Source organism: Microbispora catharanthi (genome assembly GCF_006334915.2).
Taxonomy (GTDB): domain Bacteria; phylum Actinomycetota; class Actinomycetes; order Streptosporangiales; family Streptosporangiaceae; genus Microbispora; species Microbispora catharanthi.
Window position 1 is genome coordinate 258,661 of record NZ_VDMA02000003.1, and the last position, 19,116, is coordinate 277,776.

Annotated in this window: 15 protein-coding genes; 1 reads left to right on the forward strand and 14 read right to left on the reverse strand. The window is 74.0% G+C overall.

Annotation, left to right across the window (positions count from 1 at the left end; genetic code table 11):
• Positions 1 to 56: 56 nt before the first annotated feature.
• From FH610_RS06905 to FH610_RS06965, 12 genes are all read right to left on the reverse strand, one after another.
• A complete protein-coding gene (locus FH610_RS06905) occupies positions 57 to 1,019 on the reverse strand; it encodes a hypothetical protein (protein WP_139573443.1) in 963 nt (320 codons plus the stop codon).
• The gene (locus FH610_RS06910; protein WP_139573444.1) at positions 1,016 to 1,675 is read right to left on the reverse strand and encodes a hypothetical protein; all 660 of its coding nucleotides are present in this window, start codon (positions 1,673 to 1,675) and stop codon (positions 1,016 to 1,018) included. Before FH610_RS06910 ends, FH610_RS06905 begins: the two co-directional genes overlap by 4 nt.
• A gap of 127 nt (positions 1,676 to 1,802) precedes the next feature.
• Positions 1,803 to 5,027 (reverse strand): bacterial transcriptional activator domain-containing protein, encoded by a 3,225-nt coding sequence (locus FH610_RS43560; RefSeq protein ID WP_205825606.1) that lies wholly within the window; start codon positions 5,025 to 5,027, stop codon positions 1,803 to 1,805.
• Positions 5,028 to 5,218: 191 nt separating this feature from the next.
• The gene (locus FH610_RS06925) at positions 5,219 to 5,671 is read right to left on the reverse strand and encodes a pilus assembly protein TadG-related protein (protein ID WP_240808810.1); all 453 of its coding nucleotides are present in this window, start codon (positions 5,669 to 5,671) and stop codon (positions 5,219 to 5,221) included.
• Between the two features lie 98 nt (positions 5,672 to 5,769).
• A complete protein-coding gene (locus FH610_RS06930) occupies positions 5,770 to 6,135 on the reverse strand; it encodes a TadE/TadG family type IV pilus assembly protein (protein ID WP_161627931.1) in 366 nt (121 codons plus the stop codon).
• Between the two features lie 20 nt (positions 6,136 to 6,155).
• The gene (locus FH610_RS06935; protein ID WP_240808811.1) at positions 6,156 to 6,539 is read right to left on the reverse strand and encodes a TadE family protein; all 384 of its coding nucleotides are present in this window, start codon (positions 6,537 to 6,539) and stop codon (positions 6,156 to 6,158) included.
• A gap of 161 nt (positions 6,540 to 6,700) precedes the next feature.
• Positions 6,701 to 6,946 carry a hypothetical protein gene (locus tag FH610_RS06940; protein WP_139573446.1) on the reverse strand — a complete coding sequence of 82 codons (246 nt, stop codon included), beginning with the start codon at positions 6,944 to 6,946 and terminating at the stop codon, positions 6,701 to 6,703.
• The gene (locus FH610_RS06945; protein ID WP_139573447.1) at positions 6,946 to 7,992 is read right to left on the reverse strand and encodes a type II secretion system protein; all 1,047 of its coding nucleotides are present in this window, start codon (positions 7,990 to 7,992) and stop codon (positions 6,946 to 6,948) included. Before FH610_RS06945 ends, FH610_RS06940 begins: the two co-directional genes overlap by 1 nt.
• On the reverse strand, positions 7,989 to 8,921 hold the full coding sequence (locus tag FH610_RS06950; RefSeq protein WP_139573448.1) for a type II secretion system F family protein: 933 nt from the start codon (positions 8,919 to 8,921) through the stop codon (positions 7,989 to 7,991). The genes FH610_RS06945 and FH610_RS06950 overlap by 4 nt, the downstream gene beginning before the upstream one ends.
• Complete coding sequence (locus FH610_RS06955; protein ID WP_240808812.1) at positions 8,918 to 10,237, reverse strand: TadA family conjugal transfer-associated ATPase; 1,320 nt, start codon at positions 10,235 to 10,237, stop codon at positions 8,918 to 8,920. The genes FH610_RS06950 and FH610_RS06955 overlap by 4 nt, the downstream gene beginning before the upstream one ends.
• On the reverse strand, positions 10,234 to 11,025 hold the full coding sequence (locus FH610_RS06960) for a CpaE/TadZ family protein (protein WP_139573449.1): 792 nt from the start codon (positions 11,023 to 11,025) through the stop codon (positions 10,234 to 10,236). Before FH610_RS06960 ends, FH610_RS06955 begins: the two co-directional genes overlap by 4 nt.
• 1 nt (position 11,026) lies before the next feature.
• Positions 11,027 to 11,710, reverse strand: a complete 684-nt coding sequence (locus tag FH610_RS06965) for a hypothetical protein (protein WP_139573450.1) — start codon at positions 11,708 to 11,710, stop codon at positions 11,027 to 11,029.
• A 507-nt stretch (positions 11,711 to 12,217) separates the two neighbouring features.
• Between FH610_RS06965 and FH610_RS06970 the strand changes: the two genes are divergently transcribed.
• A complete protein-coding gene (locus tag FH610_RS06970) occupies positions 12,218 to 16,978 on the forward strand; it encodes an FtsK/SpoIIIE domain-containing protein (protein ID WP_139573451.1) in 4,761 nt (1,586 codons plus the stop codon).
• A 98-nt stretch (positions 16,979 to 17,076) separates the two neighbouring features.
• On the opposite strand, the gene FH610_RS06975 is transcribed toward FH610_RS06970, so the two are convergent.
• Both FH610_RS06975 and FH610_RS06980 read right to left on the reverse strand, forming a co-directional pair.
• A complete protein-coding gene (locus tag FH610_RS06975; protein ID WP_079320176.1) occupies positions 17,077 to 17,349 on the reverse strand; it encodes a WXG100 family type VII secretion target in 273 nt (90 codons plus the stop codon).
• A gap of 134 nt (positions 17,350 to 17,483) precedes the next feature.
• Positions 17,484 to 19,040, reverse strand: coding sequence for an FAD-dependent oxidoreductase (locus tag FH610_RS06980; protein WP_139573452.1), 1,557 nt, complete (start codon positions 19,038 to 19,040; stop codon positions 17,484 to 17,486).
• Positions 19,041 to 19,116: the final 76 nt, after the last annotated feature.

Below are 19,116 nucleotides of genomic sequence, written 5' to 3' on the forward strand. Positions count from 1 at the left end.
GGGCGGGTCATCCGGACGTCCGCCCCACCCCCGGACGGCGGGGCGGGGCGGACGGGTCAGTCCTTGACGATGCTCTGGACCTCGCCGACGGGCACGTCCCTGGTCGCCGCGACCTGGATCGGGTCGTACGCGAACGGGACGACCTCGCCGCCCTGGTTGCCGTTGCCGGCGACGTTCCAGACGCTCGTCACGGTGAGCGTGTAGACCTTCTTCGGCTGGTCGATCGAGGAGTGCAGGTAGACGACGCCGCACTCCGGCTTGCCCTCTCCGTCCTTGTCGGCGCCCTTCACGTACGGCTTGCCGGTGGCGCCGCATCCCTTGTCGTACACCTCGGCGCGGTCGCCGCTGGTGCCGGACTTGATCTCGAGGTGGTCCGGCGTCGCCGTGACGGTGGCGGACATGACCCCGGGCAGCGTGGCGGTGACGGACCGGGGGGCGGCCTCGGCTCCGTCCAGCCACACCCAGGTCCCCAGGTTGACGTAGCTCTTGGCGTCCGGGCTCAGTTTGATCTTCGGCTCCGGCACGGTCAGCGCGGCGCGGGCGATCTGCATGAGCTGCTCAAGCGTGATGCCCCCGGCGGGGGTGGTTCCCTCGGGCACCCAGACGAGCGGCTCGAGTCCGGCGGCGCACGAGGGTCCGTCCGGGTTGCCGGCGTCGTAGGCGACGCCCCACCACTGACCCTTGTCGCCGATCTTGCTGCCGAACTTGCCGAGATCGACGTCGTAGTCCAGCCCCGCCTCCACCGCCTGCTTCTTCTGCTGCGCCTGGAGGTTGCGCATGTCGTCGGCCGAACTGTTCGGCTCATACCAGCAGGGGCGGGGCATCCGGTATCCGTCGCTCTTGCCGCCGAGCCCGTTGCCGGACAGGCCGATCTTGGAGTTGGTCAGCCTGACGCCGGCCGTGTTGCCCTCCTGGAACGCCTCGCCGTGCGCCCCGACGTCCGGGTCGGCGGCGGCGGGTGGCGCGCACACCGCGAGCAAGGCCCCCGCCAGCAGGGACGTCACAGCAATGGGCCTCATCGCAGGCACTCCTTCGCGCGCTCGTCCGGATAGTCCGCGTGGCGGTAGAGCCGGATCCGCCAGACGCCGTCGTCGCCATGCCCCATGCCGGCGGTCTGCAGGAAGACCGCCCGTGGGCGTTTGAGCCAGGCGGGCTGACGGGACAACGGGGTGCCCTCCTGGTCGGTCAGCCGCACGCCGGTCAGGTCGACGCAGCCGTCGGCCTCCGCCCCGCGTCCCATGACGGAGGGCACCCGCAGGGCGTAGAGCCTGGCCACGCCCCGGGCCGACTGTCTGTCCTTGAGGAACCCCTGCACCCAGGTGACGGCGTCCATGTAGGCGGACGACTCGGCATCGATCCCCTTCACGTACGAGCGGTCCCCGCCGGAGGTGCCGACGGCCCGCCACTGCGCCGTGAAGTCGCCGGCGAACGCCTTGATCACGGCCGACCGCTTCGGGTCGGGCTCGAGCGGCCACTCGATCTCGACCGTCAGTCCGGGCGCCGCCGTGACCGTCTCGGTGCCCGGCTGCGGGCCCGGCGTCCCCGAGGCCGTCGCCGCGACCGGTGCCACGCCGCCGCCCGGGGTGAAGCCGCGATCCGCGTCCGGCGCGGTACATGCCGACAGGAGCAGCGCGCAGGCCGAGGCGAGCGACGCCGTGGCGAGTCCTGGACGCATCACCGGGTCCTCCGCAGTACGCGATCCCCCGCCGCTGTCACCCTGGAAACGGCCGTCGGGGACGAGCCAGCGCTATGCGTGGATCGGCATGAGTCGGAGGAGGACGTCCCTGGCATTGGGGCTCCGATCAGGCGAGACGTGAGGTTCTGAGGTCCGCCGGGTTTCCGAGGTTCGGATTTCCGGGGTTCGGGTTTCTTAGGTCCGGGTTTCTGAGGTCCGGGGAGACGGTCCGGCGCCAGTCGGGCAGCAACTCGTCGATGAGCGCCTCCGTCTCCGGGGCCATGCCGCCGCCGTACGGATGGGAGGTGGCGCGGCGCAGCAGGCCGTCGACGACGGCCCGCAGCCGGACGGGCTCCCCGGTGGCGTGCGCCGCGCGGAGGAGGTCGCGCCACAGCCCCTCGTCGTCGGCCGCGAGCAGCAGCCCGGACCGGGCCGCCGCCACCGCGCCGTGCGGGTCGTGGCGGGCCAGCCGTATCTCGCACAGCGCGTGGGCGGCGTCCGCCACCCAGGCAGTCACGTCGTACTCCAGGGGGTCGGCCGCCAGCCAGGCGTACCGGTCGGGCGGCCTGCCGTTCAGCAGCGGGCCGCGCACCAGCGTGAGCGCGCGCTCCAGCAGGTCGGCCTCCATGTCACCGGGCTTGCCTTCAGCTGGAGCGGCGGCGTCGGCCCACTCGCCTGCCTGCCGCACGAGGTCCTGGAACAACCGCCAGTCCGTACGGATCTCCGGCCCGAGCCGCAGGCGCCCGGACCGGTCGAGGAACAGGTGAGGGCGTCCCTCGGAGTCGCGCCCGAGCCACTCGGCGACCCTGGCGATCGTGGCGTCGCGCACCGCGAGCTGCACGCCACGCGGCCACAGCACACCGGCCAGCACGGCCGGGTGCACTCCGTCCGGATGGGTGGCCAGGTAGACGACGAGTTCGTGGGCGAGGGCCGCCCGGCCCTCTTCGAGCGGGTTCACCGGGCTGATCTCGATCTGGCCGAGGATGCGCACCTCGATGGAGGGCGGCTCCTCGCTCAGCCGCTCCACCACCGGCGTGAGCGGCTCGCCCTCCTGCTGCCGGGCCGTGCGGAAAAGGCTGATCACGGCGTCGTAGTGCCGGCGCGGCAGCAGGTGCGCCTCGATGTCCAGGCCCAGGGCGTCCACGCGGGCCCGGCCGTCGTCGGTGACCTCCCACGTCCAGGTGGCGTGCGGCACCTCGCCCGCGATCACGAAGCCGCTCGCCGTACGCGTGCCCTTGCCGAGCAGCGCCAGGCGGCGCGCCTCGTCCTCGTCGGGGCGGATGGCCGACAGGAGGTAGTGCGGGGCGTACGCGGGGTCGGCCACGCGGCTGTGGATGCGGCCGGTCAGCACGTCGCCGTCGTGGCGGGCACGCTCCTCGAACTCCGGCAGCACCTCGGCCAGGCTGCTCGCCGTCCTGATCCGCTCGGGCGCGAGCAGGGTCAGCTCCTCGCCGAAGCCGACGAGCGTGATGCGCATCTGGTCGGACCACCGGTTGGTGGCCAGCTCGACGGCGAGCGCCGACAGCGCGGCGACGGTGTGCGCCCCGGTGACCGCGATCACGCCGTGGGCGGCCTCCAGGTCGGCCAGGACCCGGCCGCCCTGTCCGGTGCCGAGCGAGACCAGCCCGGGGTAGGGCGCGGGCACCCCGGCCAGCACGTGCTCGTCGATGCGGCGTCCCTCGTGGGCCGGAAGGCGCCACACCTGTCCGTCGTCGCAGGACTCCCACGGCTCGGGCGCGTCCTGTTCGGCCGGGTGGATCCACAGGTCGAGACCCCGGTTGGACAGGTGGACGGCGTAGATCGTCGGAGGGCGCCGGCCGGCGTCGGCCAGCAGGCGGCCGAGCAGGCGCAGGCCGATGTCGAGCATGCGGCTGCCGGGGGCGTCGGCGCCGAGGCGGATCGCGACCTCGGCCTCGGCGGCGTCTCCGCGCGGCCGGGCGATGCGCCATCCGAAGGCCCGGCGCCACAGTTGTTCCCGCCGCCTGCGGCCGAGCAGGGCCAGCAGCCCGGCCGCCGCCAGCGACGAGGCCGCCAGGTAGTCGGCGAGGACCGGCCCGCCCTGCCGCTCGTCGACGGTCCGGTGGCCCGCTTCCGCGGGCGCGATCGCGGGCTGGACGGTGGTCGTGATGATCGGACGCGGGGTGGGCGTCGCGCGGGTGGTGGCGGGGGTGTCCTTCGCGTCGCCGGTCCGGCCCTTCGGCTCCGACAGGGTGTCCTGCGGCATCGCGGGCGGCGGCAGCACGATCCCCGGCTTGCCCGGCTCGGGTGTCGCCCTGCCCCGCTCGTGGCCGGCGTCTCCGGACCGCCCGGCTTCGCCCGGCCGAGCGCCGTCGCCGGATCCCTGGTCCGGGCGGGTGGTGTCCCCTTCACCTCCCGTTGTGCCTCCGGTGTGCGAACCGGCGGTGGGACGCGGGTCGGGCGTCGCGTGCCGGTCCTCCGTCGGGTTCCGGTCCGGAGTCGCGTGCCGGTCCTCCGTCGCGTGCCGGTCGGCGTGGACGTCGCCGCCGGTCGCCCCTCCCCCGGCGTACCGGGTGTCGCCGTCGAGTTCGGCGGGTGCGTGGCGGTGCTCCTTCAGGGTCTCCGGCCGGTCCTCGTCCACCGGCACGATGTGGACGTTCCTGGCGTCGTCCGGCATGTCGAGCACCCAGCCGGGACGGATGAGGTCGGCCATGTGCAGCCGGCTGCCGTCGGGCTGCTCCTTGTGCTGGTTGAGCCGGTAGATCTCCGGATAGCGGCGCCCGTCCCCCAGGCACTTCTCCGCGATCTCCCACAGGCTCTCGTGGTGGCGCCCGTGCGGAGGCTGGACCACGTAGACCTTCTTGACCTCCCTGGCGTGCAGGGCCGGTCGCTCCGCCTCGGCCTGGGGCACCGGCGCCGACAGCGCCGCGACCTGGGGCCGGATCGGGGTGGGGGCGCCCGCGCGGGCGATGGGCATCGCCACGGCGGTCGCGGTGAACAGCAGCAGCACGGCGGAGACCAGGCGGTTCGCGAGCGCCTGGGTGCCGCCCGACAGCGGCACCCGGGCCGGCATGCCGACCCGCCGCAGCGCCGCGTAGACCTCGACGACCACGCACAGGAACAGCTGCAGCCAGGCCAGCCACACCAGGAGGATCAGGATCGCGATGATCGTCTCGGGGCCGACCTGGCTCGTGAACAGGTCAGCGTTCAGCAGGTCACCGCTGATCGGCGGACCGGCCAGCCGGAGCAACGCGTACGGCACGCCGCCCACCAGGCCCACCAGCGCGACCAGGGCCCCGAGGCCGGCGAGGACGTCCCCGGCCGTACGCCGGGCCCGCAGCCGTACGGGCCGGTCGTCGTGCCAGTGCTCGGGCGCCCGCTGCGGCCTCAGCACGGACGGCATGCCCTCGGGGCGCGGTCGCGGGCCCCGCCCGGGCGTGCCGGCTGCCGGTGCCTCGCGATCCGCGCGCGAAGCCGGGCCGGGGACGCCGCCTCCAGGGACCCCGCGCGCGGCCCCCCGCCCGGGCCCCCGCTGGGCCTCGCGGTCGAACTCCTCCCGCCGGCCGCCCGGCGGCCGTGTCCCTGTCACGCCTCCCCCGGATCAGGAGCGGCCGTGGCCTCGGCCTCCATGTCGGAGCCGGCGAAGCCCAGCGCGGCCAGGAAGAAGGCGTCCCAGTGCACCGACACCGCCACCGTGACGTCCGCCTGGCCGCCGCCCACGGTGCACTCGGTCATGCGTACGCCGTCGGCCCCCTGGTCCGCCGTGATCTTCTCGGCCTCGCCGCAGACCGCGCCCTCGTCGGCGAGCAGCCGCACCTGGCCGGTGGCCCGCAGTGTCTCGACGTCGATCTGGTCGGCGGCGGCGCGGGCGGCCTGCTCGGCGATGTCGGCGGCCTTGAGGCGGGCGTTCATGGCGGCCCCGCCGTCCACCAGCAGCCCGGCCAGCAGGAACACCACCCCCGAGAAGAGGACCACGAACACCGACATGGAGCCCCGCTCCCGCACCCGCCCGCCTCCGACGGGCGACGGCGCCCTCATGAGGGCGCACGGCACCGTTGACGTGACTCGGGCGGGACGCGGAGCGGTCCGGCGATCACGGACACGCGAACCACACCCGCGAGGCGGACGCTGCGGGGTCACTTGACCCTCCGATACCGTTCGAGCGGCACGACCGAGGTGCCCGACATCTGCTTGGCGGCGCCGAACCCGAGGAAGTCGAGGTTCAGCTCGCAGGTCACGGTCATCCGGACGAAGCCGTCCATCTTCCAATCGCTGCCGGACATGTCCACCTGTGGCGAGCAGTCGCCGGAGAGCGATGCCTCCGCGGCCTCCTTCGCGGCCGACTCGGCCTCCGCCTCCGTGCGCTGCACGGAGGCGGCCCTGGCGGCGTCCCGTGCGGCCCCGTTGACCTCTCCCTGGGCCTCCACGATCCGGCCCGCGCCGACGAGGAACAGCAGGAAGAGCAGGAACAGCGGGGCCAGCATGACCGTCTCGGCCGTCATCGAGCCGTGCTCCGACCGGGTCATTCGCAGCCGTCCGAGCCGTCGTCGGGGCGGAAGCACTCGATGGGCCCGCCGAAGCGTGACGTGATCGTGAAGGTCATCGCGGGCAGCAGCGGCACCACCTGGACGGCGCTGCCGGTCACCTCCACGCCGCGCTGGTCGCCCTGCTCCCACGCCTGCGCCTGGGCGTTCTTCAGCAACTGCGGTCCGATCGCCTGCACGATCTGCCGCGCCTTGCCCTCGGCCGCCTCCTGCCAGCCGTCGGAGCCGCCCGCACGGGCGATCCGCGCGCCCTCCCGCGCGGCGGCGTCGGCGACCTGGCGGCCGTGGAACCAGAGCGTGACCTGGACGATCAGCAGCACGACGGCGAGCACGATCGGCATGAGCATGGCGAGCTCGATCACCGTGGCACCCCGCTCGCCACGCCCGCCCCGCCCACGTCGCCGGATGCGCCGAGCCCGCCCGCGGCGCTCGATCAGCCCACCCCGCTCGCTGCGCTCGACCCGCCCACCTCGCTCTCGGCGCGCGGCGGTCGGGGCGCGGGGGCCGGTCACGCCCTGCACGGTCACTCCCCGTTACCCCCGCCGCCGCCCGCGCCGCCGCCGGAGCCGCCGCCGCTGAAGCTGTTCTGGATGTCGGACTGCTTCTGCTCGACCAACTGCTTGATCAGCGTGGCCAGGCCGAGCGCGACTCCGGCGATGATGGCGGTGATGATCACCCATTCGACCGCGGAGGCTCCCCTGGACGGAGCGTTCCTGGCGCGGTCCAGCCGTACGTGGAGCACGGCGATCAGATAGTGGAACCAGAGCATCAGGCCCCCAACATCTTCATGGCTGCGGGAAAAGAGAGGAAGATCACGAACCCCGCGCACAGCAGGAGCTGGGCGACGAGCATCGACTGGGACCGCTCACCCGCCTTGCCCTCGACCTCCGCGAGTTCGCGGCGGCGGAGGGTGGCGGCGCGGGCCGTGAGGGAGGCGCGGACCTTGGCGCCGTCGTCGGCCACGAGCCCGAGCGCGGCCGACAGGTCTCGCAGCTCGTCCACGTTGATCTCGTCGCCGAGCCGGCCGAGGGCCTGCCAGGGGGTGATGCCGACGATCCGGGCGTTGGCCAGCGCCTCGCGGATGCGCTCCATCGCCCAGTTGGAGCCGGGGGCGGGACCCGCGCCGTTCGCGGCCCCGGTGGTGACAGCGGAGGCGGCGCCGTTCGCAGGGCCGTTCGCAGCGCCGTTCACAGGGCCGTTCGCAGCGCCGTTCAGCGCCCCGGGCGTGGTGACGGGACTGCCCACGGCGACCGCCATCATCAGCGCCTCGGGCACTCCCCTGCCGCCTGCGAGGTTCATCGACACGAGGTCGAGGAAGGCGCCCACGGCGTGCCGGAAGTCCCGGCGGCGTACGGCGGCGTCCCGCCGGATCTGCGCGTCGGGCAGCAGGAAGAAGATCACGCAGACGATGAGGGCCGACCAGAGCGGCACCTGCACCGAGACGCCCCATCCCATCAGCGAGAGCCAGCCGACGAGGAGCGGGAACGCCAGCAGGCCCGAAACCCCGAGCAGCAGCTTGGTCGCGAGGAACCCCTCGAACGACTTGCCGAGCAGCGCGAGGTCGGCCTTCGTCGACCGTGCCTCCCACCCGCGCGCCGCGTAGAACCGGGCGAGCCGCAGGCCGAGCATGCGGCGAAACTCGCTGACGTCCTCCTCGGGCGCGATCAGCGGCGCCAGCGGCACGCCCTTGCCGTCGCGGGCCTGGTCCAGCGCGGCGAGCCGGGCGGTCAGGCCGGGCCGGGGCGGGAACAGCGCCCGCACCAGCAGGAAGAGCCCGAGGCCGAGCACGGCTCCGCAGAGCACCGTCGCGATCACCTGATCACCTCCGCCGGCGGCTGCGCCTGCGCGGCCACCGCGGACCGCGGGCGGTGGTAGGGGGCGAGGATCCTGGCCGGCTTGTCGAAGCGGGCGAGCCGCCGCATCCAGGCGAACCCCGCGCCGAACAGGCCCGCCACCACGACGAGCACGGCCTGGCCGAGCACGGAGTTGTACTCCTCGACGTAAGAGCGGTTGAAGACGACCAGCGCGGCGGCGAAGGCGAGGGCGGTGCCGACCACGATCTGCACGCTCTTGCGCGTGGACCTGCGCTCGGCCTCCACGCGCCGGCGCATGTCCAGCTCCTCACGCGCCGAGACCGCCAGGGCCGACAGCACGTCGCGCAGGCCCGGCCCGCGCAGCCGCGAGTTGAGGATCAGCGCCGCCACGACGAGGTCGGCCGAGGTGTCGTCCAGCTCGTCGGCGAACATCCGCAGCGCGTCGGCGAGCGGCATCCGCGTGTGCAGCCGGTCGACCAGGGCCCGCAGGTGCGGTTGCAGCATGGGGGCCGCGGCCCGGATCGAGGAGGGGATGGCCTGTTCGAGCCCGGCCGCCCCCGCGATCGTGTCGCGCAGCGACTCCGTCCACGCCGCCAGGCCCTCAAGGCGCCGCATGGCGGCCCGCTCCTCCGCCGCGCCGCCGGTGAAGCCCCGCCAGGCCAGGACCAGCAGCACGGCTCCCGCCGCGATGACCGGCCAGCCGGTCACCACCAGCACCACGACGCCCGTCACGGCCGCGATCGCCGACCTCGTGGACAGGGTGCGCAGCAGGCGCATCCGCTCGGCCCGGCCGTCCGGCGTCGCCGGGCGGGGGCGCAGGCCGTAGACGGCCAGGGCGAACAGGAAGAGCCCGCCGCCCGCCGCGGCCCCGGCCAGCAGCACCAGGGGGTCGAGGACACCGGGAGGCAGCGCCGGCAGCAGGCCGCTCATCGCCACGCTCCCCGCGCCGGGTCGTATCCGTGGGCGGCCAGCTCGTCGGCGCAGGAGATCGGGGCGTGCGGCACCAGGTAGTCGCCGGCCATGGCGAACACCTCCGAGGACAGCACCCGCCCGTCGCAGCCCGTGACCTCCCGCACGCTGGACACGTAGCGTCGCAGGGTGCCTCCCCGGTGGTAGTCGTTGCGCTTCTCGATGAACACCACGAAGTCGATGGCCCCGGCGATGAGCATGTGGGTGGCCTCGATCGGCAGCCGTTCCACGGCCTGCAGCGCGTAGGTCGCGATGCGGTTGAACACCTCCATGCTGGAGTTGGCGTGGATCGTCGACAGCGACCCGTCGTTGCCCTGGGTCATCGCGTTGAGCATCGTGACGATCTCGTCGCCCAGCACCTCGCCGACGATCACGCGCGAGGGGTTCATGCGCAGCGACCGCCGCACCAGCTCGGCCATCGTGATCTCGCCCTGCCCCTCGGCGTTGGGCAGGCGGTGCTCGAAGGCCACCGCGTTCGGGTGCAGCTCGGGGAACTGGTCCAGTCCCAGCTCCAGCGCCCGCTCCACCGTGATCAACCGCTCGTGCGGCGGGATCTCGTTGGCCAGCGCCCGCAGCAGCGTCGTCTTCCCCGCGTTCGTCGATCCCGCGATCATGATGTTCTTGCGCGCGGCCACGGCGGCGGTGAGGAATCGGCCCAGCTCGGGGGTGAGCGTGCCGTTCCCGACGAGATCGCTGAGGAACACCTTGCCGAGGCGGGCGCGGCGGATCGACAGCGCCGGCCGCACGGTGACGTCCATGACGGCCGACAGCCGGGAGCCGTCCGGCAGGCGCAGGTCGAGCTGCGGGTTGGCGGTGTCGAACGGCCGCGACGACAGGCCGGAGTACGCCGCCAGGATCTGGATCAGCTCGATGAGCTCCTCGTCGGTCTCCGCGACGGGATCGTGCATGAGTTCCTGGCCGTCGGCGTAGCCGACGAAGACCCGGTCGCAGCCGTTGATGTCGATGTTCTCGACCTCGGGGTCGTCGAGCAGCGGCTGGAGGCGGCCGACGCCGAACAGCGCGGCGTGGATGCCCGCCGCCAGCGCCTCCTCCTCCTCGGCCGTGGGCGGGGTGCGCCCGACGCCGATCTCGCTGCGCGCGTGCTCCTCCAGCACCTGCGCGATCAGCGCCCGGGCGAACTGCCGCTCGTCCTCCCCCGACATCGGCGGCACGCCGCTCGCCTGGTCGAGCCGCCGCTGGTGCGCCAGCCGGTCGCCGACCTCCTGCCGGAACCGCTTCACCAGGCCGTGGTCGATAGGCCGCCGCTGGGAGTTCACGACCGCACCTCCGGCTCCCTCTTCGCCCGTCTGACGGCGGGCGGTGCCGCCGTCTCGCCGCCCGCGGCCAGCTGCGTGGCCAGGCGCGTGGCCAGTTCCCTGGCCGTACGGATCAGGAGGCTGCGGTCGAGCCGTCCGCCCCACTGGCCGCGCAGCAGTTCGGCGCCCTTCGGGTCGTAGGCGAGACCGCCGACGAAGGCGACGTCCCAGCCGGAGACGATGCGCCGGATCTCCTCCAGGGACGACCGGTACGACCGGGGGTCGGCGATCACCACGATCCCGACCTTGCGCCCGATCAGCGACAGCCGTTCGCGCAGGTGGGCGACGTGGTCGAGGCTGGCCCTGGTGAACAGCACCACCTGGTCGGCCTCGGCCACCAGGTCGCCGATCTGGGGATGCAGCCCGAGCCTGCCGCAGTCGGCGAGCACGTCGGCCTGCGGCAGGGCGGCGAACGCCCGGCCGAGTGGCCCCCACAGCCAGGTGAGGCCGGCCGCCTGCTCGCCGTTGGTCAGGCCGGCCAGCACGTCGAGGCCGCCGACAAGTCGCTGCGTGTGCTCGTAGATCAGCTCCGCGTGGAGCCCGCGCCGCGCGACCGCGCCGAGGCTGAGCAGGCCGCGCCCGGGGTTCAGCACGCTCCCGTCGTCGCCCGGCAGCCGGTAGGCGAGGTCGCCGCCGGAGGGATCGCACTCGGCCAGCAGCACGGGACGGGGCCACACGGCGCCGAGGGCGGTCGCCGCGGTGGTCACGCCGGGCGCCCCCTTGTCGGCGGCGAGCACGATCAGCGCCACGTCACTTGACCCCCGGGAGCGTGACGAGGGCGATCTCCCCGCTGGAGGCGTACTGGGCGATGGTGGGCGCGATCGACGTGTCGACGACGATCGTGACCAGCCCGCCCCCGGACCGCCCGGAGGACGCGCTCTCGACGCGGGCGGCGGTCGCCAGCACCTTCTGCTGGGCGCTGCCCGACCCCCGGCCCGCCGACGGCACGTAGATCACCTGGACGATGTCGCTCCATTTGAGGTCGGTGGGCATCTGGCCGGCCTTGAGCGACAGGCCCACCTTGGCCTTGCCCGGCCCGACCTGGTCGGTCGTCGTGGCGGTCATGCGCTGGGTGAGCAGCGTGCCCGGCAGCAGCGTCACCGCGGCGTACGTCGTGGCCACCTGGTCCTTGAACCGCCAGGGGACGTAGTCGACGCCGGTGTCGGCGATCTGCACCTCCTGCATCGCGGACTGCGGAATCAGCTGCCCGGCCCCCACCTGCTGGGTGATCTGCACGGCCGAGACGCGGTCGCCGCTGCGCATGACCAGCAGCGTGGTGGCCAGCGCGCCGCCCAGGATGAGGAGGACGGCGAGCGCGGCGAGCGCGGGCTTGCGCTCCCTCGGCGGAACGGGCAGCCTGCGTGCGGCCGGCCCGGACAGGCCCGGCCGTGTAGGTGCCCGGCCGTCCTGCGACGTCTTCTCGCTGATCCTCATGGGTGGGGGACTCCCAGGGATGAGAGCGCCCATCTGTTTTCGGGCCGCTCGAATCTGTTTACGGTCTTGCCGTTTGTTGCGAATTCACTCCATTATGGCCAGCTCGCGCCGCCATAAGTGCCGTGAAGCGGCGACCCATGCTTATCCGTTAGGAATACGCCTGTCAACGGGAGTGGATCTATCGCCATATCGACACAAGGCTTTACTGACACGAAATTTCGTGATAGTACGTTTGCACTTCTTTCCCGGTTGTCACACCATTCACACTGTTCGTGCCACGGCGGACGGCAGGCATAGGCGGGAGGCATGTCACGACGGCGTCGCACGAAGCGCGCGATGACAGGCACCTTTACCCATTCCGGGAAACGCCCAGATGAGCGCGGGAGTCGCGGCTAGCGTGTCCCCGCGGGCCGCGCGGCCCGCACACCCGGAGATCTTCACGGGGACGCCCCGGGATGAAACGCTTTCCGCGAGGCCGCCGCACAACCGCCTTCTGGGAGTTCGCGCATGCGGATAACGCTCACCGTGGTCGGCGAGGACGGCCGCCGCGACGTGCTGGTCGAGGGCGACGAGAGCACCACGGTCGCCGCCCTCGCCGCCGCGCTCGACGGCGGCGCCGCCGCCCGCCCGGCCAACGTCGTACGGCTCCCGCACGCCCGCGCGCCGTACGACCTGGACCGGGGGGACCGGCAGGCCCGGCCGTCCGGTGAGGTGAAGCTGTGGGTCGACGGCCGGCCCGTCGACCCGGACGCGCCGGTGTTCGGCCTGCTCAGGGATGGCGACCTGGTGGCCGTGGACGGCCACGCCGCAGGGGCGACGGTGACCGAGGAGCCCGGCGGGCCGGCGGAGCTGCGCGTCGTGGGCGGCCCCGGCGCGGGGGCCGTGCACCGCATCGGGCTCGGCGCGCACACGATCGGCGCCGACCCCGCGTGCGCGATCTCCGTACCCGACCCCAGGATGCCGCCGATCGCGCTGATGGTGCGGCTGGCCCCCGGCACGGCCACCGTGGAGCCGGCGACCCCCGGGGGCGAGCCGGTGGCCCGGCTTGCGGGCGAGCCGCTCACGGAGGCGGCGACGTGGCCGGCCGGGGCCATGCTCACCTGCGGCGGCTCGGTGTTCGCTCTGGGGCCGGTCCTGCCGCCGGACGCCCACCTCGACGCGCTGCCGGACGGCGGGCTCGCCTACAACCGCCCGCCCCGCCTCCAACGGCCGGAGCGGCAGCGGCGGTTCACCGTCCCCGCGGAGCCGAAGCGGGGCGAGGGGATGCGGCTGCAGTTGCTGGCCGCGCTGCTGCCCGCCGTGCTCGGCGTGGTCATGGCCGCCGTCACCCACACGTGGTACTACCTGCTGATCGCGTTCATGACGCCGCTGATCATGATCGGCCAGTGGGTGAGCGACCGCAGGCACGGCAGGAAGAAGCACCGCCGGGCGGTAAAGGCGTACCGCGAGCGGATGGCCGCCTTCGAGGAGGAGGTGGCCCGCGCGGTGCGGCAGGACGAGGAGGCCAGGCGCGGCGGCGCGCCCGACCCGGCCGAGGTGCTGCTCACCGCGACCGGCCCGCGCCGCCGGCTGTGGGAGCGCCGCGTGCACGACCGCGACGCGCTGCGGCTGCGTGTGGGGCTGGCCGACCTGCCCGCCGATCTGGAGTTCGAGCCCGAGAGCGGCACGCCCCAGGACGCGCCCCGCCGGGAGCCGCCCCCCTGCCACGACGTCCCGGTCGCGCTGGTCATGCGGCGTCTCGGCGTGGCCGGGCTCACCGGTCCCAGAGACGTCGCCCTCGGCTGCGCCCGCTGGCTCGTCGGCCAGGCCGCCGCCCTGCACAGCCCGCGCGACCTGGCCGTCGTCGTGCTGTCGGCCAACGCCGACGGCGCCGGGCAGTGGGGCTGGGTGCGCTGGCTGCCGCACTGCGCGCCCGACGCCGCCGCCCGCGGCGGCGCCCTGTCGTCCGACTGCGCCGCGCTCGTCGGCGCCGACCCCGAGGCCGCCGCCCGCCGGGTCGCCGAACTCGCCGCCCTGGTGACCGAGCGGCTCGACGCCGAGAACGGCTCGGGGCCCTATCCCGGGGTGCCGCGCGGCACCCGCCTGTCCGGCGGCCCGGCCGGCTGGGACGACCTGGGGCGCGCGAGCGGCAACCGGCCCGCCGAGCCGGCCTTCGCGACCTACGACGAGCGGCCGTTCGACGTGCTCGTCGTGCTCGACGGCGCGCAGGTGCTGCGCGGCCTGCCCGGCATGCCGCAGGTGCTGCGGCAGGGCCCGCGCGCCGGGGTCTACACGATCGCGATCGACGACGACGAGCGGCTGCTGCCCGAGGAGTGCGCGACGGTCGTGTCCTGCGACCGCGAGGGCGGGGTGCGCCTCCACGGCGGCGGGCTCGACCCGATCACCGGCATCCGCGCCGACCAGGTCTCGCCGTCCTGGGCCGAACGCCTGGCCCGCGCGCTGGCCCCGCTGCGCGACGTGAGCCGCGACGACCCCTCGGCCGCCCTGCCCGACGCGGTCCGCCTGCTCGACCTGCTGGAGGTGTCCCTCGACCCCGCCGCGCTGGCCGAGCGGCAGGGCCGTACGACCCGGGCCCTGATCGGCGTGGGACCGGAAGGCCCGTTCGAGGTCGACCTGAGCAGGGACGGCCCGCACGCCCTGGTCGCGGGCACGACCGGCGCGGGCAAGTCGGAGCTGCTCCAGACGTTGATCTGCTCGCTCGCGGTGGCCAACCGGCCCGACGAGATGACGTTCGTGCTCATCGACTACAAGGGCGGCGCGGCTTTCAAGGAGTGCGTACGGCTCCCGCACACGGTCGGCATGGTGAGCGACCTCGACGGCCACCTGACCCAGCGGGCCCTGGCGTCGCTGGCCGCCGAGATCCGGCGCAGGGAACGCCTGCTGCTGGACGCGGGGGCCAAGGACATCGAGGACTACCAGCGGGCGCGCGGCGCCACCTGGGTGCTCGGCGCGGGCGGCGTCCGGCGGGCGCGCGGCGGCGGAATCTTCGCCGCGCCGGTGCCGGAGACCGCCGGGAGCAAGGACCTGCCGCCGCTGCCCCGGCTCGTGCTGATCATCGACGAGTTCGCCGCCCTGGTCGCGGAGCTGCCCGACTTCGTCGAGGGGCTGGTCGACATCGCGCGCAGGGGCCGCTCGCTCGGCATCCACCTGATCCTCGCCACCCAGCGGCCCGGCGGTGTGGTGACCGCCGACATCCAGGCCAACACCTCGCTCAGGATCGCGCTGCGCGTGACCGACGCCAACGAGTCGGCCGACGTCATCGACGTGCCGGACGCCGCCCACATCTCGCGGACGACGCCCGGCCGCTGCTATGTGCGGGCCGGCTCCGGAGCGCCCGTGGCGGTGCAGACCGCCAGGATCGGCGGCCGCACACCACATCCGCGGAGTGCGGGGGCGGCCGACGCGGGGGAGGACGTGCGCGTCCTCGATCTGCCCTGGCAGGCGCTCGGCCACCCGCTGCCCGCCCCGCCCGCCCAGGCGGCGAGCGGCACCGACCTGGCCCTGCTCGTGGACGCGCTGCGGGAGGCCGGGAGCGACATGCCCCGGCAGCCGAGCCCGTGGCTGCCGCCGCTGCCCGACCAGGTCGTCCTCGACGTCGGGGCCGCGGACTCCTCCGGCGGCCTGCTCGCGGGCGCCGCGCCGTACCGGCCGGGGGCCGAGGAGGTGCCGCCGCTGCCGTTCGGCGTGACGGACCTGCCCTGGAAGCAGGGCCGGCGCCCGCTCACGCTCGACCCGCGGCACGGCGGCCACCTGCTGATCGCGGGCGGCGCGCGCAGCGGCCGGTCCAGCGCGCTGCGGACGATCGCGGGCTCGATCGCGGCCGGCGCCTCCCCCGAGGACGTGCACGTCCACGCCGTCGACTGCGGGTCGGGCGCGCTGCTGCCGCTGGTCGCGCTGCCGCACTGCGGGGCGGTCGTCACCCGCGACCAGCTCGACCGGGTGGAGCGCCTGCTGACCCGCCTGCGCGCGGAGGTCGGGCGCCGTCAGCACCTGCTGGCCGAGGCCGGGTACGCCTCGCTGGCCGAGGCGCGCGCCGCCGCCCGGTCGCGGGCCGCCCGCGACCGCACGGGCGTGGGCGCGCTGCCCTGGCTGGTCCTGCTCGTGGACCGCTGGGAGGGGTACGTCGCCGCGTTCGAGAACTACGACTACGGGCGGCTGGTCGACGCCATGCTGCAACTGCTGAGGGAGGGGCCGGCCGTGGGGCTGCGGGCCGTGGTCACCTCCGACCGGTCGGGCCTGCTCGGGCAGATCTCCACCGTCTTCGAGGACCGGCTCGTGCTGCGGCTCGCCGACCCCGCCGACTACGGGCTCGCCGGGCTGCCGATGCGCGACCTGCCGAGCGCCATGCCCCCAGGCAGGGCCCTGGCCGTCGGCGAGCACGGCCTGGTGGAGAGCCAGATCGCGCTGCTGTGCGACGACCCCTCCGGCCCCGCGCAGGTGGCCGTCCTGCAGGAGCTCGCCCGTACGGCGGCGGCACGATTCGGCGGCTCGGACACCCTCGGGAAGTGGGCCTGGCCGTCGGAGCCGCCGCTGCGGGTGGACGCGCTGCCGATGCGGATCACGGCGAGCCAGGCGCTCGACCTGGCGCCGTCGCACCAGCCGCCGTCGGCCCTGTGGGCGCTGCTCGGCGCGGGCGGCGACGCCCTCACCCCGATGGGCGTGGACCTGCAGGGCCAGGGACCGGCCGCCGTCGTCGCGGGGCCGCCGCGCTCGGGACGGTCGTCCGCGCTGGTCACGGCGGCGCGCTCGCTGCTCGACCGGGGCACGCCCGTGCTCGTCGTGACCCCGCGACGCAGCCCGCTGCGCGACCTCGCCGGGGCGCCGGGGGTGCTCGCCGTGCTGGACGGCAACGCCAGAAGCGTGACCGGGGGCGGCGCGGACGACTTCGGCGGCCTGCCGGGCGCCCTCGACCCGCTCGCTCTGGTCGCCGGGCACGAGCGCTACGTGGTGGCCGTGGACGACGCGGAGCTCATCTCCCCCGACTCCGCGCTCGGCCTGGCCCTGGACGAGATCCTGCGCACCGGGCGGGACGGCGAGCACGGCCTGCTCATCGCGGGGGCCACGGGCGACCTGGCGACGGCCTACCGAGGGTTCGCCGCCGAGGCGCGCAAGGGCAGGACCGGCCTGCTGCTCAACGTGCAGAGCCCCGCCGACGGGGACCTGTTCGCCGTACGGCTGCCGCGCGGCGCCGTCGGTGGGCCTCCCGGGCGGGGCCTGCTGGTCGTCTCGGGCGCCGCGACCCCGATCCAGGCCGCGGTGCCGGACTGAGCCCCGGGGACTCGACCGAGCCGCCGGTGACATGAGAAGGCCGCCGGACCGCCATGGCACTCATGGCGGTCCGGCGGCCGGCGGTCTGCGGGTGCCGGTCAGCGGGTGGCGGACTCGATGTTGCCGCGGTAGGTCGTGATGACCCGGGAGGCCTCGTTGAGCTCTTCCGCCATGCGCTGGAACGCCGCCCGGTAGCTCTGCCAGGCGTCGTGGAAGCGCTGCGCGCCGGGGCCGGTCCAGGCGGTGCCGACCTTGGCCGCCTCACGGTCGAGGTTGGCCATCGTGGCGCGAACCTGGTCCGCCTGCTGGCTGAACTGCGCGGCCATGCTCTGCATCTCCGCGGGGTCGCCGCCGAGCAAGCTGTTACCCATTCAGTCACTCCTTCATCGACAAAGGGGCCGCCCTCACCGTAAATCGTTTGTCAATCTTGTGAACCCCTTATGCCGAGCGGCTATATCGAAGCCCGGGAGAATCTGGCTTTTCCGCCACTCCATTCCCCTTTTTCCTAACGCCCGGAAAGCCCACCGAACCATCGCTGTACGGCGGCCCGAAGCACTTCGATCTCCGTGGGATCCGGTTCGGGTGATGCGGATGCCCAGGCCACGTAGCAGTCCGGGCGAAGGAGCAGTGCGGTGGGTGCCGGGACCTGGGGGCGCGCGGTGACGATGTCGACGTAGTCGTGCCGCAGGTCGAGCGTCCGCGCCAGCGACGCCCGTTCGGTCAGGTCGAGCAGTAGCGGGCGTGCGGTTCTGGTCAGCTCGGCCAGCCGGACCGGCCCGGTCGGGGTGTGCAGTTCCATGTCCGGCGCGAACCGGCCGATCAGCGGATGCGCGTCGGGTTCGCCCATGTCGTAGCGGACGTCGGCGCCCGCGATGAGTTCGGCGAGGCGCTGCACGGTGCTCTTGTCGCGGAGCAGCTCGGTGAACAGTTCGCGCAGTCCGGTGACGTCGCCGCCGGGAGCTATCAGGGCCGACTGTGCCCGCGCGTTCAGGATCATGCGGTGGGCGGCAAGTCGCCGCTCGGCCTCGTAGCTGTCGAGCAGTCCGGGCGGGGCGCTGCCGCGGATCACTGCGGCAAGTTTCCAGCCGAGGTTGACCGCGTCCTGCAGGCCGAGGTTGAGCCCGGGTCCTCCCCCGGTGGCGGCGTACACGTGCGCGGCATCACCGATCAGGAATACCCGGCCGTCGGCGAACCGGTCGGCGACCCGGGTGTTACCGCCCGTCAGCCGACGCAGCACGTGCGGCCCCGGGCCGTCGGGCGCGCCCAGTGGCACGTCGACGCCGAGCACGCGGCGGATGCTCGCCCGCAGCGCTTCAAGGTCCATCGGGGCGTCGGTCGTGGGCAGGTCCCACTCTGTGGTGCTGACCAGCGGCGGGTGACCGGGCATCGGTGCGTAGGAGAACCCGCCGTGCTCCGTGCGGTGGGGCAGGAACGGCAGAACAGCGCCGTAGCCGGGCACGTGCAGCGCGCCGGTCGCGGGATCGACCCAGTCCGCCGGAAGGTTCACGTGCGCCGAGCAGACGGTCATCCGGTCATAGGTGACGCCAGGAAACCCGATGCCGGAGAGCTTGCGGGTGGCGCTGTGTGCTCCATCCGCGCCGACGAGGTATCGGGCCCGCAACCGGTATGCCCCGCCGGGGCTCGCGACATCGACGGTGACCGCGTCGTCGTCCTGGGACACGCCGACGACCTCGTGTTCCCGCCGGATCTCCACGCCCAGTTCGACGGCGCGCTCCTGCAGGACCTGCACGATGCGTCGCTGCGGCACCGGCAGGGCGTAGACGGGGCTGTCCTCCAGCAGGCTCAGGTCCAGGCCCAGCGCACCGAACATGAAGTATGCGGAGTTCGGCTGCGGCGGTGCGGGGCTGTCGCTGAGACGTTCGTGCAGCCCCCGGCGGTCGAGCATTCTCACGACCTGGCCGAGCAATCCGTTCGCTTTCGGTTCCTCGCTCATCTCCGGCAGCCGCTCCAGCACCACCGCCCGAACCCCTGCCAGGCTCAGCTCGCAGGCCAGCATCAGCCCGTTCGGGCCGCCGCCGGCGATGACGACATCTGTGATCACGTCTTCTCCCTTGCTCACGCGGACGAGAGCAGGGCGGATGGAGCGCCGAAGCGCGCCTGGGCCGCTGGGACATCCT

Coding starts and splice junctions, on each gene's coding strand:
- FH610_RS06905 (WP_139573443.1), bottom strand. CDS start 1,019: ATGAGGCCCATTGCTGTGACGTCCCTGCTGGCGGGGGCCTTGCTCGCG.
- FH610_RS06910 (WP_139573444.1), bottom strand. CDS start 1,675: ATGCGTCCAGGACTCGCCACGGCGTCGCTCGCCTCGGCCTGCGCGCTG.
- FH610_RS06925 (WP_240808810.1), bottom strand. CDS start 5,671: ATGAGGGCGCCGTCGCCCGTCGGAGGCGGGCGGGTGCGGGAGCGGGGC.
- FH610_RS06930 (WP_161627931.1), bottom strand. CDS start 6,135: ATGACGGCCGAGACGGTCATGCTGGCCCCGCTGTTCCTGCTCTTCCTG.
- FH610_RS06940 (WP_139573446.1), bottom strand. CDS start 6,946: ATGCTCTGGTTCCACTATCTGATCGCCGTGCTCCACGTACGGCTGGAC.
- FH610_RS06950 (WP_139573448.1), bottom strand. CDS start 8,921: ATGAGCGGCCTGCTGCCGGCGCTGCCTCCCGGTGTCCTCGACCCCCTG.
- FH610_RS06965 (WP_139573450.1), bottom strand. CDS start 11,710: ATGAGGATCAGCGAGAAGACGTCGCAGGACGGCCGGGCACCTACACGG.
- FH610_RS06970 (WP_139573451.1), top strand. CDS start 12,218: ATGCGGATAACGCTCACCGTGGTCGGCGAGGACGGCCGCCGCGACGTG.
- FH610_RS06975 (WP_079320176.1), bottom strand. CDS start 17,349: ATGGGTAACAGCTTGCTCGGCGGCGACCCCGCGGAGATGCAGAGCATG.